This window comes from Pseudarthrobacter sp. P1, from assembly GCF_050156935.1.
Classification (GTDB): domain Bacteria; phylum Actinomycetota; class Actinomycetes; order Actinomycetales; family Micrococcaceae; genus Specibacter.
The window spans coordinates 2,753,150-2,779,108 of the sequence record NZ_CP189584.1 but is presented as its reverse complement, the minus strand read 5'-3'; the positions used below and the strand labels follow the sequence as shown (position 1 = coordinate 2,779,108).

The following is a 25,959-nucleotide window of genomic DNA, read 5'->3' as shown; positions in this document are numbered from 1 at the left end:
GGCAACTAGTGTAGTGTCTCAGTTTTGCTTGACGGCTTGGAGCGCAACCCGGCCACGAGCCACTTTTTCCAGGATCGACTCCGCATCCGCGGTCCACACCAAAGGCTTCGGGTCGGCATTGTTCACCTCGATGTATTCCTCGATCTTCGCAATCAAATCAGGCACTGAATGAAAGACCCCACGGCGTAGCGCCTTCTCCGTCAACTCCCTGAACCACCGCTCCACCAGGTTCAACCACGAGGATGAGGTCGGGGTGAAATGCAGGTGGAACCGTGGGTGTTTGGCCAGCCACGCCTTCACGTTCGCATGCTTGTGCGTCGCGTAGTTGTCGATGACCAGGTGGATCTGAAGGCCGGCCGGGACTTCCTTTTCAATGGTTTTCAGGAACACCAGGAATTCATCGTGGCGGTGCTTGGGAACGCAGGAGCCGATGACCTTTCCGGTTGCGACCTCCAGGGCCGCGAAGAGCGTGGTGGTTCCGTTGCGCTTGTAGTCGTGGGTCATCGTCCCGGCCCGCCCCCTGGTCATCGGCAACGACGGCTGGGAGCGGTCCAGGGCCTGGATGGAGGTCTTCTCGTCCATGCAGAACACGATCGCGTTCTCCGGTGGGTTCAAATACAGTCCGCACACGTCGATGAGCTTTTCCTCGAACTTCGGGTCCGTGGAGAGTTTGAAGGTCTTCACCAGATGCGGTTTCAACCCGCGGGCAGACCAGATGCGTTGCACCTGCGCCGGGGAGACCCCGGTCTTCGCGGCCATGGTGCGCACCGACCAATGCGTGTGTCCCTCAGGCTTTGAGTTCTGTGTCAGCTCAACGATTTCGTCGATCGTCGACTGCGGGATCACCGGTTTGCGTCCCCGCCCGCCACGCACCTTCCCGAGCTTGGTCAGGCCTTCCTCGGCGAAGCGGGTACGCCAGGAGCGCACCGTGCCCGGGGTGATGCCCACCACCCGGGCGATCCACTCGTTGGCCAGGCCCTCGGCGGCCATCAGCAGAACCTGCGCCCGCTGCACCTCCCGGTGGGAGGCCACCTGGGATGCGGCCAGCGCTTCCAGGACGGTGCGCTGGGCGTCGGTAAGGGCCAGGGCGGGTGCTGGATTCGACATGATCCCAGCCTAAACCCAAAGTCATTAACTATTTTGGAGACACACCACTAGTAGATCGTCGTCTCTAATATTCGGGGTATAGGTGGCGGAGCTTGGTGCGGGCGTCGCTGGTGGTGAAGTGCCAGTTCACCTGCCGCTGGTCGGCGTTGGTGCTGGCTTGCCAGGCGGCCAGTTCGTGGTTAAGTACGTCGAGGTCGTCGATGCGCCTGTCCAGGCATTGGCGGGTGAGGGCGGAGAGTTCGATCTCGGCGATGTTCAGCCAGGACCCGTGCTTGGGGGTGTGGTGGATCTCGAGTCGCTGGGCCAGGGCGTGGGCCTTGGCCGGTGCGAACGTCTCGTAGAGCGAGCCGATCGTGTGGGTGTTGAGGTTGTCCATCACCAGCACGACCTTCCCGGCGTCGGGGTAGTCGACGGTGAGCAGGCGCTCGACCTGGTGGGCCCAGTCGAGCATGGTGCGGCGGGATTGGGCGTCCACGTGCCGCCAGCCGGCCAGGGGCTCGACCCACACGAAGATCGAACACGTCCCGCACCGGACGTACTCCGAGTCCTCCTTGCGGTCGCGCCCGGGCGCGGCCGGGATCGGGTCCCGGGCGTGGGCGAGGAGCTGGTAGGGCTTCTCGTCCATGCACACCACCGGCCGATCCGGGTCGAAGGGCGTGGCGTAGATGTCCAGGACGTCTTCCATCCGGGCGGCGAACTCCCCGTTGGCGTGCGGCGGGATGGTCCAGCACTGTTTCAGGTGGGGGCGAAGTTCCGTTTTTTTAAGACCCGCCCGATGGTGGAGTGGTCCAGGTCGGGGATGTCCTCGATGAGCGCGACGTGCTTCTCGAGCAGGCGCAGGCTCCACCGGTCCTTGCCCTCGGGAGGGGCGGAACAGGCCAGCGCGATCAGGCGGGCTTCGACCTCGCCGGTGACGGTCGGTTCCACCGGCGGCGTGGCCCGCTTCTTCCGGGTGATCGTGGCGACGACGTCGCCGCCCGGTCGGCGTAGGCCTTGGAGACCTTAACGACCGTGTCAACGGCAACGCCGGCCCGCTCGGCCACCACCGTCTGGGCGGGAACCGGCCCGTGGCGGCCGGGGCTGTTCTCGTCCAGCTCGAGCAGGATCCTGGCCCGGCGAACCTGCTGGGCCGGATGCGAGCCCGTGCGGGTCAGAGCCGTCAGCAGCTGCCGCTCCGCCGGGCTGAGCGCCACCGGCCGCGACTTCGTCCTGGACATCGTGGTCTCGCTCCCGGCGGGCGGTCGGGGAAGAACCCGCCAGGAACATCATCCCTCCAACTGCGCACCTTAGCCACGACGATCTACTAGGCTTAGAGCCATGACGTTTGAGGCAGTACTGGAAGAACTGCGCCGGTTGGCCAAGGGTGCAACCCATGCCCACACGGGCCTGTGGGTGTCCGCCCAGCTGCGCCAACGGATAGCGGCCGGCCAGCTGGCCCCTGGCACCAAGCTGTCCGAAGAAGCCCTGGGCGAGGCGCTCGGCGTCAGCCGCAACACGCTCCGGGAGGCCTTCACGGCCCTGCACGCGGAGCACATCATCACGCGCATCCCCAACCGCGGGGTGTTTGTCGCCCAGCCCACCGCGGAGGACATCCGCGAGATCTACCGGGTGCGCCGCTACCTTGAGCCGGCCGCCATCATGTGGCAGGCGCCGTCGTCGGTGGATGACCTGCGGGCGATTGTGGCCCAGGCCCAACTGGCCCGTTCGCGGGGCGACATCGACGGCATGGCCGCGGCCAACCAGGAGTTCCACCGCGCCGTGGTGGCGCGGGCGGCCAGCGAACGGCTGGATGCGCTGATGGAGCAGGTGCTGGCCGAGATGCGGCTGGTGTTCCATGCGATGGGCTCGGACCCGGCATTCCATGAGCCCTATGTGGCCGACAATGCCCGCCTGATCGAGCTGGTGGCCGCCGGGGACAACGCTGCTGCAGCGGAGTTCATGCGGCACTATCTTGACCGTGCGGAGGCGCAGCTGCTGGAGGCAATGGCCGCCTGAACGGCCGCCAAAATGCCCTGACTCCGGCCCCGCGTCCGGCATCTAGACCGGTCTAGACCGGGCCCAAAACACCGACGCCGGCGGCACCTGCCGCCCATTTTGGCGTTCACCAAGTGTTGCCAGATTGTTCAACAAAAGCATATGCTTTCTCTCACAGTGACAGGCACCACTACCCGGGGGACACCGCTCCACAAACAGGCCGTTGGCCGTGCCTGCAACAACTACACTCGTCCGCGGACCGCTTCAGGTCCCTGCGGGAATGGACAAATATGCTCGTACTCATCGGGGTATTGCTGGTGATTGTTGGCTTTGCCCTCCGCCTGAACCCACTGATTGTTGTCACTATTTCCGGCATCGTTACGGCCCTTCTGGGTGGCCTGTCGCCGATGGAAATCCTTGAAGCCTTCGGCACCGGCTTCGCCAGCAGCCGCTCGGTCACCATTTTTGTGGTGGTCCTGCCGGTGATCGGCATCATCGAGCGCTTTGGTCTGCAGGAGCAGGCCAAGACGCTGATCTCCAAGCTGGCCAAGCTCACCGCTGGCCGCGTCCTGCTGGGCTACCTGCTGATCCGCCAGGCCACCGCGGCTGTGGGCCTGACCGGCATTGGCGGCCACGCTCAGGCGGTCCGTCCGCTGGTGTTCCCGATGGCCGAGGGTGCCGCACTGCGCCGCTACGGCAAGGTGCCGGACAAGGTCAAGGAAAAGATCAAGGCCCACTCCGCCGCTGCGGACAACATCGGCGTGTTCTTCGGTGAAGATGTGTTTGTGGCCGTCGGCTCCATCCTGCTGATCACCACGTTCGTGGACACCACCTACGGCCTGCACCTTGAGCCGCTGGAGCTGGCCGTCTGGGCCATCCCCACCGCCATCATCGCCTTCCTGATCCACGGCTTCCGCCTGCTGCGCCTCGACCGCCAGCTGGACAAGGATGTCCGCGCGGCCGAAGCAGAAGAGAAGTCTGCACAGACCGTCACCGCCGGAGGCAACGCATGATCAAGGTTGAGGCAGTCTTCTGGCTGATTGGCATTCTCTTCGTGGCGTGGTCGCTGCTGATCGCACGCGAAGCCACCCACCCCAAGCGCTGGGGCAGCGCAGCCTTCTGGGGCATCCTGGGCCTGTGCTTCTTCTACGGAACCTGGGTCCAGGCCAAGACGGCACCCGCCTGGATCCTGGGCGTGGCCGTTCTGGTCCTCGTGGCCCTCGCCAGCACCGGAGTGCTCGGTGACGGCAAAACCAAGACCACCAGTGTGGAACGGCGCACCGAGCTGGCCGCCAAGTTCGGCAACAAGCTCTTCGTCCCGGCACTCGTCCTGCCCGTGGTCACGGTGCTCATCGTGCTGCTGGCCCCGGCGCTGAAGATCGGTGGACAGCCGATCATCGACCCCACGAACACCACCCTCGTGGCCCTGGCCATCGGCGCCGTTGCGGCCGCCGTCGTCGCCGTCGTGATCCTCAAGCCCAAGCAGAAGCTGGCCCCCGTGTTCGAGGGCCGCCGCATCCTGGAGTCCATCGGCTGGGCCGCGCTGCTGCCGCAGATGCTCTCCACCCTGGGCATCCTCTTCACCAAGGCCGGCGTCGGCACCGCCGTCGGCACACTGGCCAAGGGCGTCCTGCCCGATGGCTCGCTCATTGCCGCCGTCATCGTCTACTCCGTGGGCATGTTCCTGTTCACCGTGCTGATGGGCAATGCGTTCGCCGCGTTCCCGATCATGACCGCCGCCGTCGGATGGCCAGTGCTTGTGCAAACCTTCCACGGCACTCCCGCCATCGTCTTCGCCATCGGCATGCTGGCAGGCTTCTGCGGAACCCTGTGCACGCCCATGGCCGCCAACTTCAACCTGGTCCCCGCAGCCCTGCTGGAGATGAAGAACAAGTTTGGCGTCATCAAGGCGCAGGTGGCCACGGCCATCCCGCTGCTGGGCGCCAACATCGTCCTGATGTACTTCCTCGCCTTCAACTAACGCCGCCTGCAACAAGCCAGTAGAAAACTGTTCAAAGGAGCATTCATGATCAAGAACGCCGCCGCACAGATGGACCAGCTTGCTGGTGTCTACGCGGACATCGTCCTGGACAACCTGTCCCGGCCCTACCCGTACGCTTCCCACCACGTGGAGACGTCGCTGGATGACCGGCCGAGCCCGCAGGAATTGCACCCGGCGTTCTACACCTCCTTTGACTGGCACTCCTGCGTGCACATGACGTGGCTGGGTGTGAGCCTTTTGGAGCACGGGCTCGACGCCGGTCGCGACGCGGCCCTGCGCGCCGCGCTGGAGGCAAACCTGACGGCGGAGAACCTGGCCGTCGAGGGCGCGTACCTGCTGGCCAACCCCAGCTGGGAGCGGCCGTACGGCTGGGCCTGGCTGGTGCGCCTGGCCGCCGCTGCGGCCACCTCCACGGACGAGCAGATCCGCGGTTGGGGCGCGTCCCTGGACCCGCTGGTGGACATCGTGGCCTCCCTGGTGGCCGGCTGGAGCGCCAAGGCCGAGTTCCCGGTGCGCCACGGCCTGCACACCAACTCCGCCTTTGGGCTGGGCATGATGATTGATGCCTTCCGCACCCTGGCCCGGGACGAGGCCGCAGCGGTGTGCGAGCAGGCGGCCCTGCGCTGGTTCGCCAACGACGCCGGCTGGCCAGGCGAGTGGGAGATGAGCGGCCAGGACTTCCTGTCCGCCGGTCTCAGCGAGGCGGACCTGATGGCCCGCGTGCTGGACGCGGAGGCCTTTGCCGCCTGGTTTGCCGCGTTCCTGCCGGGGTTGTCGGTGGATGACCGAATCCTGGCCAAGGCCACCGTCACGGACGAGTCCGATGGCTATCTGGCCCACCTGAACGGGTTGAATCTGACCCGTGCCGGGCAGATCATCCGCGTCGGCAAGGCCCTGCGCGGCGCCGGCGCCGCGTCCGCCGCCGGCACTTCCGATGCTGCCAGCGTGCTGGACGAGGCGCTGGTGCCGCTGCTGGCGGCCGGCATGTCCTCGGTCATCACGGAGGAGTTCATGTCCAGCCATTGGCTGGCCAGCTTCGCCTGGGATGCCCTGACCTCCGCGAGGTAGCCAAAAAGCAAGACACGTTGCCAAAATCCTGTTTGGCAACCGGGTGCCAGTGTGCCGGGGATTGTTCCTCCCGGTGCGCTGGCATTCGGCGTTTCTGGGCGTAGTATCTCTGATAACCTAGCCGTATCCACGGACCTCCCGGCCTCCTCTTGGCCGGTCGCAGATAACGGGTGGAGACTCATTTTTCATTGCGAACCGAGGAGTTCCTAATGCATTTGTCGCCCCGTGAGCACGAAAAGCTCATGATAGTTGTGGCAGCCGATCTGGCGCGCAGGCGCCAGGACCGTGGGCTCAAGCTGAACCATCCGGAGGCCATTGCCATCCTCAGCTACGAGCTGATGGAGGGGGCCCGCGACGGCCGCACGGTGGCCGAGCTGATGAGCTACGGGGCCACCATCCTGCGCCGCGAAGACGTCATGGAGGGCATTGCCGACATGATCGCCGATGTCCAGGTGGAAGCAACCTTCCCCGACGGCACCAAGCTGGTCACCGTCCACAATCCGATCCGCTGAGTGCAGGAGGAAAACCATGAAACCCGGTGAATATCTGCTGCTTGACGCAGCCGTCAGCTGCAATGCGGGGCTGATCCCGCTCGCATTGACCGTGACCAACCGCGGCGACCGCCCCATCCAGGTGGGCTCCCACTACCACTTTGCCGAGGTCAACGACGCCTTGGAGTTCGACAGGAAGGCCTCCTATGGCCACCGGCTGGACATCCCCGCCGGCACTGCCGTCCGCTTCGAGCCCGGCGACGCCAAGACCGTCAACCTGGTGACGCTGGGCGGCAGCCGTGAGGTCTACGGCCTCCGCGACGCCGTCAACGGCCCCCTGTACCCCTCGCGCGGCCTGGTTTCCCTGGAGGATGACACCAAATGAGCTTTGAACTGAGCCGCAAGCAGTACTCGGACCTTTATGGCCCCACCACCGGCGACGCCGTCCGGCTGGCCGATACCGAACTCTTCGCCGAGATCGAATTCGACCACACCAACTACGGCGAGGAAGTGGTCTTTGGCGGCGGCAAGGTGATCCGCGACGGCATGGGCCAGAACGGCCAGCTGGTCCGCGGCGAGGACATCCCCGACACCGTGATCACCAACGTGATAGTGCTGGACTACACCGGCATCTACAAGGCGGATGTGGCGCTGCGCGACGGCCACATCTTCAAGATCGGCAAAGCCGGCAACCCGCAGATCTCCTCCGGCGTCACCATCACCATCGGCGTGGCCACTGACATCATCGCCGGCGAGGGCAAGATCCTCACGGCCGGCGGCATCGACACCCACGTGCACTTCGTCAGCCCGGACCAGGTGCCCGTGGCGCTGGCCTCCGGCGTCACCACGATGATCGGCGGCGGCACCGGGCCCTCCGATGCCAGCAAGGCCACCACCGTCACGCCCGGCCCCTGGCACATCTCCAAGATGCTGCAGGCCGTGGACAACCTGCCCATCAACATTGGCCTGCTGGGCAAGGGCCATGCCAGCGCCGTCGAGCCCTTGGCCGAGCAGATCCGGGCCGGCGCCATCGGACTGAAGGTCCACGAGGACTGGGGCGCCACCACCTCCTCCATCGACATGTCCCTGCGCGTGGCCGACGAGTACGACGTCCAGGTGGCCATCCACTCGGACACGCTCAATGAGTGCGGCTTCGTGGAGGACACCATTGCGGCCATCGCCGGCCGCGTCATCCACACCTTCCACACCGAGGGGGCGGGCGGCGGGCACGCCCCGGACATCATCAAGATCGCCGGGCTGCCCAATGTGCTGCCGGCGTCCACCAACCCGACGCTGCCGTACACGGTGAACACCGTGGACGAGCACCTGGACATGCTCATGGTCTGCCACCACCTCAGCCCGGACATTCCGGAGGACGTGGCGTTCGCCGATTCCCGCATCCGCAAGGAGACCATCGCCGCCGAGGACGTGCTGCACGATCTGGGCGTCTTCTCCATCACCAGCTCCGATTCCCAGGCCATGGGCCGGGTGGGCGAGGTGGTGCTGCGCACCTGGCAGGTGGCGGACGCGATGAAGCGCCAGCGTGGAAAGTTCGACGACGACCCGGCCGTGGGCGACAACGCCCGGCTCAAGCGCTACGTCGCCAAATACACCATCAACCCGGCCATTGCGCACGGCATCGATGACTATGTGGGCAGTGTTGAGGAAGGCAAGTTTGCCGACCTGGTGCTCTGGGATCCTGCGTTCTTTGGCGTGAAGCCGGAGATGGTCCTCAAGGGCGGGCAGATGGTGATGAGCGTGATGGGCGACCCCAACGCCTCCATCCCCACGCCGCAGCCGCGGACCCTGCGCGGCAATTTTGCCGCCCTGGGCCGCGCCGTGCACTCGAGTTCCATCACTTTCCTCTCGCAGGCCGCCGTCGAGGCCGGCGTGCCGGAGCGGCTGAGCCTGAACCACGAGATCCGGGCCGTGCACGGCATCCGGAACCTGACGAAGGCGGACATGAAGCACAACGGCGAGACCCCGGACATCCAGGTGGATCCGGAGACCTACGTGGTCACAGTGGACGGAGTGCCGGCGACGGCGGAGCCCTCCACCGTGCTGCCGATGGCCCAACGCTACTTTCTGTTCTAAAACGCAGACTGTTCGAAGACGCACATTCCTTGAAAGCGGTACCCCATGATTGTTGAAAACGTCCTGGCCAATGTCCACGAGCTGCCCGACGGCGAGCTGGACGGCCTGCACCTGGAAAAGGTGGTGCTGCCCAGCGCCGCCCTGGTCAAGCGCATCCAGCGCGTCACCACCGACCACGGCCGCGAGCTGGGCCTGCGGCTGAACGCCCCGGCCGGATCCGCCGGGGATCTGCGCGACGGCGACATCCTGTTCCGCGACGGAAAGGGCGCCATCGTGGTCTCCGTGGAATCCACGGACGTGCTGGTCATTGCCCCGCGCAGCATCACCGAGATGGGCACAGTGGCCCACAACCTGGGCAACAAGCACCTCCAGGCGCAGTTTTTCGACGCCGGCTCCGAATATGCCGCCGAGGTGATGGTGGTGCAGTTCGACCACACCGTGGAGGACCATCTGCTGCATGTGGGCGTCCCCTACTCCCGCCAGAACCGTGTGATGCCCGTGCCGTTCCGGCACGCGGCCCACACGCACTAGCGCCATGGCATCGGCCAGTGCGGCGCCGCCCTACCTGCTGGCGCTGCTGCAACTGAGCGATTCGGCCCTGCCCACGGGCGCCTTCAGCCATTCCTTTGGCATGGAGATGTACCTGGAGCGCGGCCTGATCACCAACGAGGCGGGCTTTGCCCAATGGCTGGCGGAGTTCATCAAAATCCAGCTGGTGCACAACGATGGCCTGGCCATCCGGCTGGCGATGGAGGCGGACTCGGTTGAGGACGCCTTCCGGCTGGACACCATGCTGGCCGCCGCCGCGCTGCCCCGGGAGATCCGCGAGGCCGGCACCAAGATGGGGCTGCGGATGCTGGACATCGCCCGGCAGGTGGCGCCCGGCCCGGAGCTGGACGGGTATGCCGCCCGCGTGGCGGACGGGCGCTGCGCCGGGCACCCCGCCATCGCCGTCGCCCTGGTGGGCAGGGCGCTGTCCATCCCCACAGCCCAGCTGCTGGCCGCCTACCTGTTTTCCACCGTCACGTCCCTGACGCAGAACGCCATCCGGGCCATCCCCATCGGCCAGAACGCCGGGCAGCGGGTGCTCCGTGGAGCCCACGCCGCCGTCGCCGAAGCCGTGGACACCATCCACACCCTCGATGAGGACGATTTTGGCGCGGCCGCGCCCGGGCTGGAAATTGCCCAGATGCGGCACGAACGCCAGCGCGCCCGCATCTTCATGTCCTAAAGAATCCGCCCCGGAGGGGGCCAGAGCACCCAGGAGCACACAGTGGAACCCATCAAAATCGGCATCGGCGGACCCGTCGGTGCCGGCAAGACGCAGCTGGTGGAGCGCATCACCCGGCATATGAGCCAGGAAATTTCCATGGCCGCCATCACCAACGACATATACACCATCGAGGATGCCAAGATCCTTGCCGCCAACGGCATTCTCCCGCTGGATCGGATCATTGGCATCGAGACCGGCGGCTGCCCGCATACGGCCATCCGCGAGGACACGTCCATGAACTCGGCCGCCGTCCAGGAACTCAAGGACCGCCATCCGGACCTGCAGATCATCTTCATCGAGAGCGGCGGCGACAACCTCTCCGCCACGTTCAGCCCGGAGCTGGTGGATTTCTCCATCTACATCATCGACGTGGCACAGGGTGAGAAGATCCCGCGCAAGGCCGGGCAGGGCATGATCAAGAGCGACCTCTTCATCATCAACAAGACCGACCTGGCCCCGTACGTGGGGGCGGACCTGAACGTCATGGCCGCCGATTCCAAGGAATTCCGGGGCGACAAGCCGTTCTGCATGACCAACCTCAAGACGGACGAGGGCCTGGATGTGGTGCTCGATTGGATCAAGCACGAGGTGCTGATGCTGGACCTGGCCCAGTGACTGCCGTGGCGGCCCGCCCTGCGGCAGCACCGCAGGCGACCGGCAGATCCGCAGCACCGCTGCCGGAGGAGCTGGCGGGCGAGCTGCGCATGAGCGTCGGCCTGCGCGGGGAGCGCTGCATCGCCACGGAGCAGTACCACCGCGGGGCGCTGCGGATTCTGCGCCCGCACTATCTGGACGGCACCGCCCAGGTTTGCTACGTCGTCGTCAATCCCGGCGGGGCCTATCTGGGCGGGGACCGCTACGGCATCGACGTCGAGGTCCAGCCCGGCGCGCGGCTGCTGCTCACCACGCAGTCCGCCACCAAGATCTACCGGACGCCCGGCAGCCAGGCCGAACAATCCACGCGGATCCGGCTCGGCGCCGGGGCCAGCCTGGAATCCATCCCGGACCAGCTGATTGCCTACCGCGGCGCCTCCTACCGCCAAAACACGGTGGTGGAGATGGCGGCGTCGTCGTCGCTGGTTATGGCCGAGGTGGTGACCCCGGGCTGGTCCCCGGACGGCGCGCTGTTCGGCTACGACACCGTCCGGCTCCGGACGGACATTTCCGTTGACGGCCGCCTGGTGGTGCTGGATAACCTGCAGATCACCCCGGCCGGCAGCTCCCCGGTGGACGGCATGGCGTTTCTGGAGCACTACACGCATCTGGGCTCGCTCTTGGTGGTGGACCAGCGGGTCGACGCCGCGCTGGTGGACGAACTCCATGACCTGTTGTCCCCACTGGACCCCGACGGGCAGCTGGGCATCTCCCTGTTGGCGGGGCCGGGCCTGGTGGTCCGCGCCCTCTCGAACTCCACCGAACCGCTCAACGCCCTGATTGCCGCCGCGACGGACCTCCTCCGCGCCCGCTGGCACGGCCAGGGACCAATGAATCTAAGGAAGTACTGATGGCGCTGCTGGCCAGAATCCACTACCTGGAACGCGAAAAGCTCCCCGCCGCCCGGCGCATCGGCGCCACCTTTGGCGCCGTCGTCCTGCTGCATCTGGCGGTGCTGGGACTGCTGGGCTACTCGCTGCTGACCGACGCGCACCCGCTGGCGCTGGGGCTGCTGGTCACCGCCTACCTGGCCGGGATGAAGCACAGCTACGACTGGGACCACATCGCCGCCATCGACAATGCCAGCCGCAAGTTCGCCGCCCAGGGCCGCGCCCCGGTCAGTGTCGGCTTTGCCTTCAGCATGGGCCACAGCTCCGTGGTGCTCGTGGCCGGCATACTGGTGGTGGCGGGTGCCGGCATCATGGCCAATGTGCTCGAGGACGGCTCGGCCGCCAACACGCTGCTGGCCGTCTTCGGAGCCTCGGTCTCGGCCCTGTTCCTGCTGGCCATCGGACTCTTCAACGGCACCGCGTTCGGCCGGGCCAACGTGCTCTACCGCCGGGTGCGCAACGGCGGCACCGTCAGCGAGGAGGAGCTCGCGCCCACCGGTGCCGTCGCCCGGCTGCTGAACAAGCCGCTCTCGAAGGTGAAGCGTCCCCGGGACATCTACGTGCTGGGCTTCCTCTTTGGCCTGGGCTTCGACACCGCCTCCACCATCGCCTTTCTGCTCCTGACCGCCTCGGCCGCGCTTGCCGGCATCTCGCCCGTGGCCCTGATGGCGCTGCCGCTGGGCTTCACCGCGGCGATGACCCTGTGCGACACCGCCAACGGCATGGCCATGATGAAGATGTACCGCACGGCCGTGGTGGAGCCGGTCCGCCGGATCGGTTTCAACATGGTTGTCACGGGCCTGTCCGCCACCTCGGCCCTGTTCATCTCCGTCATCACCATCGGCGGGATCCTGCACACCGTGCTGGACCTCAACGACCCCGTCACCACCTGGCTGGCCGAGCTGGACCTGGGCCATGCCGGCCTGGCCTTGGTGGCGTTGTTCCTGTCCGTCTGGGGCATTGCGGCCCTGCGCTGGCGCCGCCGGACTGCCTAGAACTTCAACAGGACGCTTTGCGGAAGCGGCGCCCCGAACTGTTCAGCCCCAGCATCCTGCCGGAATGGCGCGGCCCGGGTGTGGCGCCGTCGTACGTGTCCGCACCGCGCCGACAGTGCCGCAGGGGCCAGGCGATAGCCTAGGAGCCGAGGTGGTGGAGAGATGACTGATTCCGCGAACGGCGGCGCCGGCCCGCTGGTGCTCAATGTCCCCATGCGTTGGGGAGACATGGATGCCTACGGGCACATCAACAACGTGGAGGTGCTGCGCATCCTGGAGGAGGCGCGGATCCACGCCTTCGGCCCGCCGGCCGGCACCGGGCTGCCCGGCCTCGAGGTGGACCTGCCCGTATTCAACGACCTCCCCGAGGGCACCCAAGCGCTGGTGGTGGAACACCGGGTCAAGTACCTCTCCGCGTTGAACTACCGCAACGTCCCGGCCCGGATCGAGGTCTGGATCAGCGCCGTCAAGGGCGCGTCCTTCACCGTGGCCTACGCCATCTTCGATCCCGTCACCGGGGCCAAATGCGTTCTCGCCGAGACGGTGCTGGCGTTCTTCAATCCCACGCTGGGCACGCTGCTGCGCATCTCCGCGGCGAAGAAGGCCCTGCTGGAACCGCTGCGGGGCGAGGCGAACTTCCGCTAGGTCCGGATCAGGGCGCCGGCGGGGCGTAGACGCGCAGCGCCTTGGGGGCCACGCTGAACCACGCGGCATGGACGCCGGCCATCGCTTCGCCGTCGACGGCCAGGGACAGCGGTGCGCCGTTCGATTCCACCGTGAGGCTGCGCGCCGTCCGGAGCGTTGTCACAGGCGTCGCGGCGGTGGTGCCGGTGCACACCGCCCAGAGCAGTCGGGCCCGGGCAAAGCGCCGGTCAGCGGACACCATCCGGATGTCCAGCAATCCATCGTCCAACCGGGGGCGCACCAACGGTGCAAGGTCGTGCGGGTAGTAGCGGCCGCGCCCAATGTAGAGCGTCCAGAGCCGGTGCGGCACTCCGTCGATCCGCACCGCCACGGGCCGGGCCGCAGCGAACGTGCGCAGGCCCGCGATGAGGCCCGCCAGCGGCTTGCCGAGCTCGCCCTGCAAGCGCTCGCGGCGCCGCACCAGATCGGGGTAGAGGCCCACGCTGGCCGTGTTCAGCATGGCCATGGACGCCAGCTCGGGGTTGTCGGCGTCGCCGCGCTCCAGCTCCACCGTCGCCGCATCGCAACGGACGGCCTGGCCCTGGCCCGCCGCTGCCACGGCGGCCGCCAGCGAGTCCACCCGGATGTCCCGGGCAAAATGGTTCAGCGTGCCGCCCGGGAACACCAGCAGGGGAAGGCCCGCGGCCACGGCCGCTCCGGCCGCAACGGCCACGGAACCGTCGCCGCCCCAGATGCCCAGCGCCGCCGTCCCGGGCCGTGCCGCGGCCTCGGCCAGTGCCACGGCGAGGTCCCCGCCCGCGCCGATTTCGACGACGTCGGCCCGCGGAAGGGCCGCCCGGACGGCCTCGGCGGCCTCGGGTGTATAGGATCCGCCCATCGTGTTCATGGCCACCACCAGGCCGGCACCCGCCTCCAGCGCCGGTGCCTCCGCCGTCGTCGATTGGGCCGGCGGAACGGGCTGCGGGGCGGGGAACCAGCCGCGGGTCAGCACGGCGGCGCCCACGCCGATGGCGGAGCCGAGCACCACATCGGAGGGCCAGTGCGCCCCGGTGTGGACCCGCGAATAGCCGACGGCGGCGGCCACCGGCGCCACGGCCAGGCCCAGGGCGGGGCTGGTGAACCCCACCCCCAAGGCAAATGCGGCAGCCGACGCCGAATGGCCCGAGGGCAGCGATGAACTGGTGGGCTGGGGATGGTTGAAGCGGAAAAGCGGCAACAGATCCTGGGCCGGACGGCGGCGGGGCAGGGCAAGCTTGAAGACCAGGTTGGCCGCCGCCGAAGCCACGCCGAGGGCCATCAGGCCGTGCGCGGCGGCCCGACGCGGCGTGCCCGGGACGGTGGACATCACGGCCGCGGCCGCAAGCCACAGCTTTCCCTTGGTGGCGGCGTTGGTGAGGTGCCGCATCGCGGCATCGGCGGGCCCCGGCGGCAGCGCCGACACCTTGGCCATGAGCCGGCGGTCCAGCCGGGCGATGGAACGCTTCAATGCCTTCATCCGCCCACCCTACCCGGCGGCCCCGGCGATCCGGTCCTGGGTCCAGGACACGAGATCCCCGAGCAGCGGAGATTCCCCTGCGACCAAGCCCATGTGGTCCAGTCCCGGGTAGAGGCGATAGTCCACCCCCTGGCCGCCGGCGCGCCGGGCCTTGACGTAGGCGTCCTGCACCGCGGGGGTGACCAGGGGATCGGAGCCGCCCTGGGCGAGCAGCAGCGGAGCGCCGATGTGGCCGGTGGGGGTGTTCCCGGCCAGCCGGCTGCCCAGGGTCCCGGTGCCGGGATCGGTCCTAAAGATGCTCCGGTCGTTCTCCAGCGACAGGGCGGCGAGCACCGAGACCAGCACGCCGGGCTCGGCGAGGCAGCGGGTGGACATTTCGCGGAACACCGTCCGGGCCGTGGGATCCACGTAGTCATTGATCTTCACGTCCGGGTAGGCGCCGGCGTAGGCGGCGGCCACGAACGAGGCAAAGACGCTGCCACCCTTGACGTTGGGCAGGTTCTCCACCAGAGCGATGGGATCGCTGGCCGGGGCCAGGGCGGCGACGCCGGAAATCCCCAGTTCCGGCGCGTACTCCGCGGCCAGGCCACCGGCCCAGAGGGCGGCGTGGCCACCCTGCGAATGGCCCCAGACGACGGCGGGGCCGGTGCCGCCGCGGCCGGCCAGGAACTCCTTGGCGGCGCGGATGCTGTCCAGCACGGCGTAGCCCTCGCCCTTGCCCACCAGGTACGGCTGGCTGCCGGCCGTGCCGAGCCCGGGATAGTCGGTGGCCACCAATGCCCAGCCGTTGGCCACCGCGTCCGCCAGGGCGGGCATGGCCCCGGCGGTGAAGGGATCGGGGAGGTTGGACGGGGCGCAAGCGGGCTCGTAGCCGGTGGTGCCGTGTGCCCAGGCGACCACCGGCCGGGGACCCGGCGACGGCGCGGTGGGCAGCACCACCAGCCCGCTGGACAGTGTGGCGGCACCGTCCTGGGCCCGGGTGGTGTAGAGGGTGCGCCAGGCGGTGGCGCCTTCAGGGATGCCTTGGGTGAACGGCTCGGACTTCACGACGGCGCCGGGCCGGCCGGGGACGCGGTCCGGCGCGGCATAGAAGGGATCAAGCTCCGGTGCGGCGGCGCTGAGCCTCAGCCCCAGCACCGCGGCACCTGTGGCCAGGGCCAGGGCGGCGACGGCGCCCACCACGCGGACAAAACGGCCGAACCGCCCGGGTGGGCGGGCGCTCCCGGGGACCCTGCCGCCGTCGTGCCGTCCGCGGCGGCCGGTGCGCAGGACCAGCACGGCCTCCCACAAACGGGCCAGGCCAAAGAAGACGGTCCGTGCGCCAAACAGCACGGCCACCACCAGCAGCGTCACATCCGGCCAGGAGAGGGCCACCATGCCCAGGACCAGGTCGGCGACGGCGGAAATGAACGCTGCGATCCTCGCGTCCTTGCCGCCGCTGATGGCACTGAACCCGCGCAGCACGCCGGACACCAGCAAGGAGATGGCCACAAACGGTGCCAAAAGATCGACGGCGGTGCCAATGGCCAGCAGCACCGCCACGCCGCCAGCCACCCAGAGCCCGGCCAGCAGCGGCTTGATCCAGACGGGGGACGAGGTGCCGGGGGAGAGGAGGTCGCCAATGCCGGAGATGATGAAGCCCAGGCCCAGGTAAACGGCCAGCGTCGAGAGTGCGCTCAGCGGGCGGACCAGCAGGAACAGGCCCAGCAGCACGCACGCCATGCCGGCCAGGGCAAGCACCCACCAGGGTGCGCGGCGCAGCAGCACGGGAAGGATGCGCAGCCGGCCCCCGCCGGTGCTCGTGTCCGATGCAGCCATCCGGGAACCCCTCTCTTGGCCTGTCTTGCATCGTAGCAATTGTTTGAATCGCCGTCGCCGGCAGGCCGCCCAGACTTCCCGGACGCAACAGTTCGTCACGGCGAAATAGGCCCGGGCGCCACAGGGTTGCACCGTCCATGACAACAATCGGAATTCTCGGAGCAGGACACATTGGCAGCCAGGTGGCACGCAAGGCCGTGGATCTGGGCTATGACGTAGTCATCAGCAACTCGCGCGGGCCCGAAACCCTTGCGGACCTGGTGGCCGAGCTGGGGCCCAGAGCCCGCGCCGCCACCCGGACGAAGCGGCAGCGGCGGGCGATTTCGCCGTCGTGACCGTCCCGCTGAAGAACTACCGCGACATCCCAGTGGAGCCGCTGGCGGGCAAGATCATTCTCGACACCAACAACTACTACTGGGAACGCGACGGACACTTCCCCGCCCTGGACAACTGCGAGGCCACCACCGGGACCCCCCGCGGGCACCCGGAACCGGCGTGCCCTGGCCACGGCCAGCGACTTTGCCGAGGCCAGCGACCTCGTCACCCGCCTCTACGACGAATTCGGCTTCGACACGGTCAACATTGGCCCGCTGTCCGAAAGCTGGCGCGCGGAGCGGGACCGGCCGGCCTACGTGGTCCGGCAGAGCGCCGTCGAACTGGCGGACAATCTGGCCAAGGCACCCCGGACCATCTAGGACCGGACCAGCCAGGAACGTTCAGGAACCGTAGGCCTGCCGGAGCCGGGCCAGGCCGCTGCCCGGTGCCGGTGGCCCACGAGCTCGTCCACCACGATGGTTACGGCCGGGCCCAGCATGATCAGCACCAGGCACAGGGTGACAGTCACGCCCAGCGCGGCCAGGGCGATGCTGGCCCCCGCCAGCGCGAGGACGACGGCGCTCAGCCACAGGTGGAGCGGATCCGGCCCCACCATGAAGGCATGGCGGAACGTCAGCGTGAGGGCGAAGACGGCGACGGGAATTGCCACCGTGGCCACCACGGAGGTTCGCCGATGTGGGTTTTATGCTGCAGGTAGTAGGCGAAGACATGCAGGCCCGCTCCGGTGGCCGCGATGGAGGCGAAGATGAGGTACACCCACCACAGCCCAAAGGCCAGCCCGGTGCCGGCCAGGCCCACCACCGCCGTGTCCAGGCTCCAACCATGGCTGGACACCACGGCGCGCAGGGTGTCGATGGTGCCGATCAGGCATTCGCCCAGCGCGATGATGGCCAGGAGGCTGTAGCGCTCGGCGATATGGTGGGCGTGCCACGCCGTGCGCGACGTCCGTTCGGCCAGCACGGGCGTGGCCATCTCCAGGGCAAAGAGCGGTACGGCCATCAGCAGGGTCAGCGGCACGGTGGTGTCGACCAGGATCACCGCCACCCGGCCCAGCTGCGCCACGGCCAGGTACCTGGCATAACCCAGGGTGACGCTGCGGCGTTCCGGGTCCTGTTTGGCCGCGCGCAGCCATTGGAAGAGCAGGGCCACGCGCATCACCACATAGCCCAGCACCATGACGCGGTTGTCCACGTGGCGTCCCTCGATGATGGACGCAAAGAGGGGCTCGATCCCCATGGCCAGGACCAGCACACCTACCATCTGGACCATGGTGACCACGCGGAAGATCCAGTCGTCGGTGTCGTAGGCGCTGGCAAACCAGCTGAAGTTGATCCACGCCCAGATGATGGCGAACATGGCAAAGGCGATGAGCCCGGGCGCCGACGCGGTCCTCGGCCAGGGCGGAGGCGAACTGGCCGCCGGCCACGCCAAAGGCGATGGCAAACGTCAGGTCAAAAAAGAGCTCCAGCGGCGTCGAGGCGCGGTGCGCCTCCTGCGGATCCCGGCCGCCCATCCGGGCTGCCGCGTGGTGCAGCGGATCGGTGGACATCGTGGCCCTCCAATGCGTGGAATGCTTCGCTAGGTTTCCAGAAGGATGCCATCGGCATCGGCCCAGAGGTGGGCCCCGGGCCGGATGGCCACAGTGCCCAGAAGGACGACGACGTCGGCCTCGCCGGCGCCGGTCTTGGTGCTCTTGGCCGGATTGGTGCCCAGGGCCTTCACGCCCAGCGGCAGCGCGGCGATGGCCACGCTGTCGCGGATGGCGCCGTTGATGACCACGCCCGCCCAGCCGTTGTCGATGGCCAGCTGGGCGATCATGTCGCCCATCAGGGCCGTCTCCAGCGAGCCGCCGCCGTCGATGACCAGGACGGCGCCGTTCCCGGGGGAGGAGAGGATGGACTTGGCCAGGGCGTTGTCTTGGAAGCAGACCACGGTGCGCACCGGGCCGTCGAATGCCTCCACGCCCCCGAAGGAGCGCAGCTGGAGCGAGACCGAGGCCAGTTCGTGGCCGCGCTGGTCGTAGAGGTCGGCGGTGGCGATGCTCATTCGGGCTCCTTGTGCCGGGGGCTGTGGTTGCTGCGGCCAGCCTACCCGGCGGCGGGTGCCGGCAGGGCAGGTTTTTCCACATCAGGGACCGCCAGCGCCTCCGCCAACCGCTCCCGGGCCGTGGCCAGGTGCGCGTCCAAAACGTCGGCCGCTTCGGCCCCGCGGCCGGCGGCCACATGGTCCAGGATCTGCTGGTGCTCGCGGTGGATGAGCGCCGGGTCCAGCAGGTGCAGCGACTGCACGCGCGTCATGCAGAGCCGGACCTCGCTGACCAGGGAGCGGTACATCCGCGAGGTGCGCTCGTTGCCCACGGCGTCGATCAATGCCGTGTGGAAGCGCATGTCCGGATCCACGATGGCCAGATCCCCCTCCCCGGCCAAAGCGGCGAGCTCGGCGTTGGCGGCCACAGCGGCGGCCGGGACGGTGGCCGTGGCGGCCAGCCGGCGCAGCACCTCGCTCTCCAGGAACGCCCTGGCGAGGTAGATGTCGCGGACGGAATCGGGCCCCAGCACTGCCACCCGCGCACTCTTGTGCGTCCCGCGCACCAGCAGCCCCTCGCCCACCAGCTTCTCGATGGCCGCCTTGGCCGTGGGGCGGGCGACGTCGTAGGCGCCGGCGACCTCCTTCTCCGTCACGGCTACCTCGGCGGTCAGGGTGCCGGCCAGGATCCGGGCGCGCAGGTCGTCACCGATCGCCTCGACGATGGATGTTGCCGACACGCGCTGCACCATGGGGGACTGCCTTCCTGTGGGGCCTCCATTCTGTCAGACAGGTGTACTGGTTGTCCGAAAATCATTGTGTACTTGTTAGACAATCTGAATCGTGGCATGATCTCGGACATGACCCGCTCCACCGCACCGGACGCCACCTCCGAGACCACGGACCTGGCCGCCGTGCTGCGCGCCGCCGTCGCCACGGACGGGCAGGTGAAGACCCGCGCCCTGGACCTGCACGCCAACGCCCACGATGCCTCGCACTTCCTGCTGCTGCCCCGGGCCGTGGTGGTGCCCACCGATGCCGCCGAGGTGGGCCGGCTGCTGCGCGCCAGCGCCGCCCAGGGCGTGCCACTGACGCTGCGCTCCGGCGGAACCAGCCTGAGCGGGCAGGCCGTCACCGATGGCGTCCTGGTGGATGTCCGGCACCATTTCCGCGGCATTGAGGTGCTCGACGGCGGTGCTCGGGTGCGCGTCCAGCCGGGCGTCACCGTGCGGGCGCTGAACGCCCGGCTGGCCCGCTACGGGCGCAAGTTCGGCCCGGATCCGGCCAGCGAGGCCGCCTGCACCATTGGCGGGGTGGTGGCCAACAATTCCTCGGGCATGGCCTGTGGCACCACCGACAATGCCTACCGGACGCTGGAATCGCTGACAGCGGTGCTGCCCAGCGGCACGGTGGTGGACACCGGTGCCGCCGACGCCGATGCTCGGCTGCGCGCCCTGGAGCCGGAGATCTTTGACGGGCTCCTGGCGCTGCGGCAGCGGGTGGTGTCCAACCCGGACTCGGTGCGGACCATCGAGGCGCAGTTCGCCATGAAAAACACCATGGGCTACGGACTCAACTCGCTGCTGGATTTCGACAGCCCGGCCCAGATGCTGGCCCACCTGATTGTGGGCAGCGAGGGGACGCTGGGCTTTGTGGCCGAGGCCGTCTTCCGCACCGTGCCGGAACTGCCCCATGCCACCAGCGCCCTGCTGGTCTTCGACAACCTGCTTCAGGCCAACGAGGCCCTGCCGGCCCTGGTGGACAGCGGCGCCGCCACCGTGGAGCTGATGGACTCGCTCTCGCTCAAGGTGGGCCAAGGCCTGTCCCGGGTGCCCGACGTCGTGCGCTCCCTGGCGGTGGCGGACCATGCGGCCTTCCTGGTGGAGTACCAGGCCGATTCGGTGGACGCCCTGGCGGAGTTGGAGGATCGGGCCGGAAAGCTGGTGGGCGGTCTGCGCCTCGGTGCCCCGGCGGCCTTCAGTTCGGACTCAGGCACGCGGGCGGAACTGTGGCATCTGCGCAAGGGCCTGTACACCTCCGTGGCCGGCGCCCGCCCGCAGGGAACGACGGCGCTGCTGGAGGACGTGGTGGTTCCGGTTCCCGCGCTGGGCCGCACCTGCACCGAACTCTCGGTCCTCTTTGGCCGCTACGGCTATGAAAACTCCGTCATCTTTGGCCACGCCAAGGACGGCAACATCCACTTCATGCTCACCGACCGTTTTGCCAGCACGGCCGAACTGGACCGCTACTCGGCCTTCACCGAGGGCATGGTGGACCTGGTGCTGGGGGAGGGTGGCTCGCTGAAGGCCGAGCACGGCACGGGCCGGGTGATGGCACCCTTCGTCCGCCGCCAATACGGCGATGAACTGTACGAGCTGATGCGGCGGATCAAGGCGCTGCTGGATCCGGGCGGGATGCTGAACCCCGGCGTGCTGCTGGACGAGGACCCCACGGCGCATCTGCGCCACATCAAGCCTGCCCCGCCCGCCGTTGACGCGGAGGTGGACCGCTGCGTCTCCTGCGGCTATTGCGAGCCGGTGTGCCCCAGCAAGGACCTGACGCTCACCCCGCGCCAGCGCATTGTCACGCTGCGCGACATGGCCCAGGCCCGGCTGGATGGCCACACGGAACTCGCCGAGCGGCTCAGGGGCGAGTACGACTACGACGGTATACAGACCTGCGCGGTGGATGGCATGTGCCAGACCGCCTGCCCGGTGGACATCAACACCGGATCGCTGGTCAAGCATTTGCGCGAGGACGACGGCGGGAGTGTGGAGAACGCGGTGTGGTCCGCTGCCGCCCGCAACTGGGGCGGTGTGACACGCGGCGCGGGGCTGGCCCTCAGCGTCGTCGCCAAGGTGCCCGCCGCCGTCGTCCTTCCGGCCAACAAGCTTGCCCGGGCGGTGCTGGGCGAGGACACCGTGCCGCTCTACTCCGCCGAACTGCCCGGAGGCGGGGCAAAGCGCCGCCGCCCGGCCCCGGCCGGAACGCCGTCGGCCGTGTACTTCCCGGCCTGCGTGAATGCCATGTTCGGCCCGGCCGCCGACGCCTCCGAGGGCGTGCAGCTCAGCTTTGAGCAGCTCTGCGCGCGGGCCGGGATCGAACTGTTGGTGCCGGCGGGCATCGACGGCCTGTGCTGCGGCACGCCGTGGTCCTCCAAGGGCATGGCCGCCGGACTGGCCGGCATGCACGAACGGACCCTCGCGGTGCTCCGCACGGCCACCCGGGACGGCGAGCTGGACATCATCTGCGATGCCTCCTCCTGCACCGAGGGCCTGCTCCACACCATCGAGGCGGAGGTTCCCGCTCCCGGGCAGCGCCCGCTGCGCGTGGTGGACGCCGTGGCGTTCACCGCCGAGCGGATCCTGCCCGTCCTGGGCGGCGGCTGGCAGCGGATCGACTCGCTGGCCCTGCACCCCACCTGCTCCTCCACCCGGATGGGCCTGAACCCGGCGTTGGAGGCCGTGGCGGGGGCCGTGGCGGCGCAGGTGCAGATTCCGGACAACTGGGGGTGCTGCGGCTATGCCGGGGACAGGGGCATGCTGCACCCGGAACTCACCGCCTCCGCCACGGCGGCGCAGGCGGCGGACGTGGCCCGGATGGACGCCACCGCGCACGCCTCCTGCAACCGCACCTGCGAACTGGGCATGACCCGTGCCACCGGGGCGCCGTACAAGCATGTGCTGGAACTGCTCGCGGAGGCCACTGCGGGGTAGGGCGCGGCCCGGGCCGTGTGATTCCCCACGGGTGCGGGTGCCGGCGGCGAAATCTCCGCCGGATCGAGGCTCCGGCGGCTAGTGTAGTGTCCAAGATTCACTAGCCCACACAAAGGAAGAACATCATGAGCGGGATCATCATTGTTGGTGTCGACGGCAACGACACGTCCATGAAGGCGGCACGTACGGCTGCCGCCCTGGCCAAGGCCACCGGTGCCACTTTGAGCGTCATCACGGCTTACGGCCAGGACCGGACGGAAAAAGTGGAGATCGGCAACGACGAGTGGTTCCTCTCCACGGCCGACGAGGCGGAGAAGGTGGCCCGCAGCGTGGCCGCCGAGCTGGGCGCCGACGGCGTGGCCACCACTTACTCCTCGGTGCAGGGCAAGCCCGCCGAGGCACTGATCGCCGAGGCCGAGCGGGTCGGCGCGAGCATGATCGTGGTGGGCAATGTGCGCATGAAGGGCCTGGGCCGGGTGCTGGGCAGCGTGGCCAACACGGTGGCGCACAACGCCCCGTGCGACGTCCACATTGTCAAGACTGCCAGCTAGGACGCACAACGCATGGTGCCCGGCGGTTTTCCGCCGGGCACCTGGCGTTTAAGCCGCCATCAGGGCTGGTCGATGATGCTCTGGACCAGCGTGCCGTAGCTGTGGATGAGCTCCTCGGCCGGCATGGCGTCTTCGCCCAGCAGCCCGAACGCCCGGGTGCCGGCGGCCAGGCCCAACATCGCGCACACCACCAGGGATGACCGGCGTTGGTCGGCGCTGGTGTCGCCGATCTGGCGGGCCACCCAGGCCAGGTACCTGCCGCTGAGTTCGGCCCGCGTTTCGGCGGGGTCCGGGGCATCATGGACCAGGATGGGCGCCATGGCCCAGGGCTCGGTTTCGCCGGCCGCGCGGCGGTCAACTACCCGGCGCACCAGACGCGCACCCATGCTTTCCCCGGCGTCGTGGAAGTGGTCGTTGCCGGGTTCCTCGGGGGCGGACGCGGCATAGAGGGCCGCCTTGCTGCCCATGACCTTCATGACCATCGCGGGGGAGTAGCCGGCCCGGGCCGCCACGTCCTTGATGGTGACGGCGCTGTAGCCGTGCTGGCCAAAGAGGTGCCGGGCGGCCTCGATGATGGCCTCGCGCGTGGGGTTCTCGCTCATGGTGCCACCCTATCGGCGTCGTGCACGTCAGCCGTGTCGAAGTCCACCACGGCGGACTGGGCACCCACCACCACCGGCCTGGCCTGGGCCTGGCTGCCGGCGGGGTCCAGCACTGTGAGGATGTAGCCCCCGGCGGCGGGCAGCGGCAGCTGGTACCTGCCGCCGGTGCCGGTATGCGCCCAGGACACGGATTCGCCGCTGTGCCGGGTGAGGGCTACCAGCGCCCCCTCCGCCGGGGCGCCGGCGGACTGTACCGTCCCGGACAGGGTGAGCCGTTGGGAGAGGCGGATCTGCTGGACGCTGGACGAGTCGGCAAACTCCAGCACCTGCGAATGCGGGGACCAGCCATCGGCGCTGGAGACCACCAGGTAGCGTCCCGGGCTGGGCAGCACCATCGAGTACTTGCCATCGTTGTCCGCCCGGCTCCAGTCCGCCGGCTCGCCATTGGTGTGGTGGGCGCTGACGACGGCGTGGCGGAGGGGCCGCAGATCCGCCCGGACCACCGTTCCGCCGACCACGATCTCGGTGTCCGACGCGGCCGAGGACGAGGTGATGGGTTCCGCTGCCGTGGCCGGCCGGACAGCCGGGACGGTGCCGGTACCAACGGCCGCCGCGGCCGGTGCGGCGGCGGCGGGGTGGAACTTCGGAATGAACACCGAGACGCCGATGGCGAGCAGGGCCGCCACCGCCGCGTACCAGAAGATGTCCTTGAAGGCGTCCAGGGACGGCAGGGCCACACCGCCCACATGGATGGTGACGGCGGTGAGGACGGCAGCGACGGTGGCTGACGCCGTCGAGGTGCCCACCGCGCGGAGCAGGGAGTTGAGCCCGTTGGCGGAGGCGGTTTCCGTGATGGGCACCGAGCGCATGATCAGTGTTGGCATCGCGGCGTAGGCGATGGCCGTGCCCATGCTCACCACCGTGGCGCCCACAATGACCATCCAGACGGCGTCGGTCAGGAACACCCGGGCCACGTAGGCGCCGGCCAGTACCGAGGCGCCCACAATCAGTGTCGCCTTGGCGCCGAACCGTTTGGTGATGGCCGCGGATACGGGCGCCAGCGCCACCATGGCCAGTCCGGAGGGGACCATGCACAGTCCGGCCACCACCACGCTGAGTTCAAATCCGTAGCCGGAAATCTTGGGCATTTGCAGCTGCTGGGTGGTGGAGAGCATGTTGGCGTACATCGAGAAGCCCACCAGCACCGAGGCGATGTTGGTCAGCAGGACCGGCCGCCGGGCGGAGGTGCGCAGGTCGACCATTGGCTGGCTGGCGCGCAGTTCGTAGGGGAACCAGAAGGCCAGCACCACCGCCGTGCCCAGGAACAACAAGATGACCGGTTCGCTGCCCCAGCCCCACGAGCCGCCCTTGGAGATGGCCAGCAGCAGGGACGTCAGGGCCACGGAGAGCAGCAGGGCGCCGACGACGTCGAACTTCCCCCGGGTGCGCACGGCGGACTCCGGCACGATGGAGAGCACGGCGGCGATCAGCAGCACACCCACCGCCGCCGAAACCCAGAAAATCGCTTCCCAGCCAAACTGCTCATAGATGATACCGGACATCGGCAGCCCCAGGGCGCTGCCGATGCCCAACGTGGCGCTCATCAGGGCCACGGCGGAGGCCACCTTTTCGCGGGGGAGCTCGTCGCGCATGATGGAGATGCCCACCGGGATCAGCGAGGCGGCGAAGCCCTGGAACGACCGGCCCACCACGAGCCAGAGAAACGATCCGCCCAGCGCGGCAATGACCGAGCCGGCCACCATCATGGCCATGGCGACGATCATCATCCGCCGCTTGCCATACATGTCCGCCAGCCGGGACACGATGGGGGTGGCGACGGCGCTGGTCAGCAAGGTGGCGGTGACCAGCCAGGACACGTCGTCGGCGGAGGTGTTGAGGATCTTGGGAAAATCGGGCAGCAGCGGGACCACCAGGGTCTGCTGCAGGGCCACCACTGTGCCGCACAGGCACAGGATGGTGACGATCAGCCCGGTGGGTTTGCGGGTCTTTTCGGGGGTGGGGGTCCGGGTGGCCAGATGCGAGGGCACGTAATTCCTTCGGGTGGTTCACTTGAGGGGTGAACGTCCGTTCACCCCTCAAGTGAACCACCGTTCACCAGTGCAGGCAATCGCCACCCCTCAGAGCCCGCAGGAGAATGAGAAATGTCTCACTGTCTTTTCATGATCGTCTCACCGAAGACGTCGACACTGGAGCAGTTGGAAG

At 68.3% G+C, this 25,959-nt stretch carries 27 protein-coding genes and 1 pseudogene; 16 read left to right on the top strand and 12 right to left on the bottom strand.

Annotated features, from left to right (window positions below; genetic code table 11):
* Window positions 1-18: 18 nt before the first annotated feature.
* The 4 genes from ACQCSX_RS13110 to ACQCSX_RS13095 form a co-directional block, all read right to left on the bottom strand.
* Window positions 19-1,107, bottom strand: a complete 1,089-nt coding sequence (locus ACQCSX_RS13110) for an IS630 family transposase (protein WP_427015746.1) — start codon at window positions 1,105-1,107, stop codon at window positions 19-21.
* A gap of 64 nt (window positions 1,108-1,171) precedes the next feature.
* Window positions 1,172-1,828, bottom strand: a complete 657-nt coding sequence (locus tag ACQCSX_RS13105) for an IS630 family transposase (RefSeq protein ID WP_427019049.1) — start codon at window positions 1,826-1,828, stop codon at window positions 1,172-1,174.
* 14 nt (window positions 1,829-1,842) lie between these two features.
* On the bottom strand, window positions 1,843-2,034 hold the full coding sequence (locus ACQCSX_RS13100; protein WP_427015745.1) for a helix-turn-helix domain-containing protein: 192 nt from the start codon (window positions 2,032-2,034) through the stop codon (window positions 1,843-1,845).
* Window positions 1,995-2,324 (bottom strand): hypothetical protein, encoded by a 330-nt coding sequence (locus tag ACQCSX_RS13095; RefSeq protein ID WP_427015744.1) that lies wholly within the window; start codon window positions 2,322-2,324, stop codon window positions 1,995-1,997. Before ACQCSX_RS13095 ends, ACQCSX_RS13100 begins: the two co-directional genes overlap by 40 nt.
* A 100-nt stretch (window positions 2,325-2,424) precedes the next feature.
* Here ACQCSX_RS13095 and ACQCSX_RS13090 point away from each other — a divergent pair, with 100 nt between their 5' ends.
* From ACQCSX_RS13090 to ACQCSX_RS13030, 13 genes are all read left to right on the top strand, one after another.
* Complete coding sequence (locus ACQCSX_RS13090) at window positions 2,425-3,102, top strand: GntR family transcriptional regulator (protein ID WP_427015743.1); 678 nt, start codon at window positions 2,425-2,427, stop codon at window positions 3,100-3,102.
* Window positions 3,103-3,371: 269 nt separating this feature from the next.
* Entirely contained in the window at window positions 3,372-4,094 is a 723-nt protein-coding gene (locus ACQCSX_RS13085; RefSeq protein WP_427015742.1) for a DUF969 domain-containing protein, read from the top strand.
* Window positions 4,091-5,062: a DUF979 domain-containing protein gene (locus ACQCSX_RS13080; protein WP_427015741.1), complete on the top strand. Its 972-nt coding sequence runs from the start codon at window positions 4,091-4,093 to the stop codon at window positions 5,060-5,062. Before ACQCSX_RS13085 ends, ACQCSX_RS13080 begins: the two co-directional genes overlap by 4 nt.
* A gap of 45 nt (window positions 5,063-5,107) precedes the next feature.
* The gene (locus ACQCSX_RS13075) at window positions 5,108-6,151 is read left to right on the top strand and encodes a DUF2891 family protein (RefSeq protein ID WP_427015740.1); all 1,044 of its coding nucleotides are present in this window, start codon (window positions 5,108-5,110) and stop codon (window positions 6,149-6,151) included.
* 209 nt (window positions 6,152-6,360) lie between these two features.
* Entirely contained in the window at window positions 6,361-6,663 is a 303-nt protein-coding gene (locus ACQCSX_RS13070; protein ID WP_427015739.1) for an urease subunit gamma, read from the top strand.
* A gap of 16 nt (window positions 6,664-6,679) precedes the next feature.
* Window positions 6,680-7,027 (top strand): urease subunit beta, encoded by a 348-nt coding sequence (locus ACQCSX_RS13065; RefSeq protein ID WP_427015738.1) that lies wholly within the window; start codon window positions 6,680-6,682, stop codon window positions 7,025-7,027.
* Complete coding sequence (ureC, locus tag ACQCSX_RS13060) at window positions 7,024-8,736, top strand: urease subunit alpha (RefSeq protein WP_427015737.1); 1,713 nt, start codon at window positions 7,024-7,026, stop codon at window positions 8,734-8,736. The genes ACQCSX_RS13065 and ureC overlap by 4 nt, the downstream gene beginning before the upstream one ends.
* Before the next feature lie 45 nt (window positions 8,737-8,781).
* The gene (ureE, locus tag ACQCSX_RS13055; protein ID WP_427015736.1) at window positions 8,782-9,267 is read left to right on the top strand and encodes an urease accessory protein UreE; all 486 of its coding nucleotides are present in this window, start codon (window positions 8,782-8,784) and stop codon (window positions 9,265-9,267) included.
* A 4-nt stretch (window positions 9,268-9,271) separates the two neighbouring features.
* The gene (locus tag ACQCSX_RS13050; protein WP_427015735.1) at window positions 9,272-9,967 is read left to right on the top strand and encodes an urease accessory protein UreF; all 696 of its coding nucleotides are present in this window, start codon (window positions 9,272-9,274) and stop codon (window positions 9,965-9,967) included.
* Window positions 9,968-10,009: 42 nt separating this feature from the next.
* Window positions 10,010-10,624 (top strand): urease accessory protein UreG, encoded by a 615-nt coding sequence (gene ureG, locus ACQCSX_RS13045; RefSeq protein ID WP_427015734.1) that lies wholly within the window; start codon window positions 10,010-10,012, stop codon window positions 10,622-10,624.
* An 89-nt stretch (window positions 10,625-10,713) separates the two neighbouring features.
* Complete coding sequence (locus ACQCSX_RS13040) at window positions 10,714-11,514, top strand: urease accessory protein UreD (protein WP_427019048.1); 801 nt, start codon at window positions 10,714-10,716, stop codon at window positions 11,512-11,514.
* The gene (locus ACQCSX_RS13035; protein ID WP_427015733.1) at window positions 11,514-12,548 is read left to right on the top strand and encodes a HoxN/HupN/NixA family nickel/cobalt transporter; all 1,035 of its coding nucleotides are present in this window, start codon (window positions 11,514-11,516) and stop codon (window positions 12,546-12,548) included. Before ACQCSX_RS13040 ends, ACQCSX_RS13035 begins: the two co-directional genes overlap by 1 nt.
* Window positions 12,549-12,710: 162 nt before the next feature.
* Window positions 12,711-13,193 carry an acyl-CoA thioesterase gene (locus ACQCSX_RS13030; protein ID WP_427015732.1) on the top strand — a complete coding sequence of 161 codons (483 nt, stop codon included), beginning with the start codon at window positions 12,711-12,713 and terminating at the stop codon, window positions 13,191-13,193.
* 7 nt (window positions 13,194-13,200) lie between these two features.
* Here the strand turns inward: ACQCSX_RS13030 and ACQCSX_RS13025 are convergent, their stop codons facing one another.
* Both ACQCSX_RS13025 and ACQCSX_RS13020 read right to left on the bottom strand, forming a co-directional pair.
* Complete coding sequence (locus ACQCSX_RS13025; RefSeq protein WP_427015731.1) at window positions 13,201-14,688, bottom strand: bifunctional phosphatase PAP2/diacylglycerol kinase family protein; 1,488 nt, start codon at window positions 14,686-14,688, stop codon at window positions 13,201-13,203.
* A 9-nt stretch (window positions 14,689-14,697) separates the two neighbouring features.
* Complete coding sequence (locus ACQCSX_RS13020; protein WP_427015730.1) at window positions 14,698-16,506, bottom strand: lipase family protein; 1,809 nt, start codon at window positions 16,504-16,506, stop codon at window positions 14,698-14,700.
* A gap of 137 nt (window positions 16,507-16,643) precedes the next feature.
* On the opposite strand from ACQCSX_RS13020, the pseudogene ACQCSX_RS13015 reads away from it, so the two are divergent.
* A pseudogene (locus ACQCSX_RS13015) lies at window positions 16,644-17,201 on the top strand (NADPH-dependent F420 reductase).
* On the opposite strand, the gene ACQCSX_RS13010 reads toward ACQCSX_RS13015, so the two are convergent.
* From ACQCSX_RS13010 to ACQCSX_RS12995, 4 genes are all read right to left on the bottom strand, one after another.
* A complete protein-coding gene (locus ACQCSX_RS13010) occupies window positions 17,198-17,491 on the bottom strand; it encodes a hypothetical protein (protein ID WP_427015729.1) in 294 nt (97 codons plus the stop codon). The pseudogene ACQCSX_RS13015 and the gene ACQCSX_RS13010 sit on opposite strands and share 4 nt — an antisense overlap.
* Entirely contained in the window at window positions 17,455-18,198 is a 744-nt protein-coding gene (locus ACQCSX_RS13005; RefSeq protein ID WP_427015728.1) for a low temperature requirement protein A, read from the bottom strand. The genes ACQCSX_RS13010 and ACQCSX_RS13005 overlap by 37 nt, the downstream gene beginning before the upstream one ends.
* A gap of 222 nt (window positions 18,199-18,420) precedes the next feature.
* Window positions 18,421-18,888, bottom strand: coding sequence for a ribonuclease E activity regulator RraA (gene rraA / locus ACQCSX_RS13000; RefSeq protein WP_427015727.1), 468 nt, complete (start codon window positions 18,886-18,888; stop codon window positions 18,421-18,423).
* Between the two features lie 41 nt (window positions 18,889-18,929).
* On the bottom strand, window positions 18,930-19,607 hold the full coding sequence (locus tag ACQCSX_RS12995; protein ID WP_427015726.1) for a GntR family transcriptional regulator: 678 nt from the start codon (window positions 19,605-19,607) through the stop codon (window positions 18,930-18,932).
* A 120-nt stretch (window positions 19,608-19,727) separates the two neighbouring features.
* Between ACQCSX_RS12995 and ACQCSX_RS12990 the strand changes: the two genes are divergently transcribed.
* Complete coding sequence (locus ACQCSX_RS12990) at window positions 19,728-22,583, top strand: FAD-binding and (Fe-S)-binding domain-containing protein (RefSeq protein WP_427015725.1); 2,856 nt, start codon at window positions 19,728-19,730, stop codon at window positions 22,581-22,583.
* 125 nt (window positions 22,584-22,708) lie between these two features.
* Window positions 22,709-23,134, top strand: coding sequence for a universal stress protein (locus ACQCSX_RS12985; RefSeq protein WP_427015724.1), 426 nt, complete (start codon window positions 22,709-22,711; stop codon window positions 23,132-23,134).
* A gap of 59 nt (window positions 23,135-23,193) precedes the next feature.
* Here the strand turns inward: ACQCSX_RS12985 and ACQCSX_RS12980 are convergent, their stop codons facing one another.
* Together ACQCSX_RS12980 and ACQCSX_RS12975 are read right to left on the bottom strand one after the other, a co-directional pair.
* Window positions 23,194-23,736, bottom strand: coding sequence for a TetR family transcriptional regulator (locus ACQCSX_RS12980; RefSeq protein ID WP_427015723.1), 543 nt, complete (start codon window positions 23,734-23,736; stop codon window positions 23,194-23,196).
* A complete protein-coding gene (locus ACQCSX_RS12975; protein WP_427015722.1) occupies window positions 23,733-25,784 on the bottom strand; it encodes an MFS transporter in 2,052 nt (683 codons plus the stop codon). The genes ACQCSX_RS12980 and ACQCSX_RS12975 overlap by 4 nt, the downstream gene beginning before the upstream one ends.
* Between the last annotated feature and the right edge of the window lie 175 nt (window positions 25,785-25,959).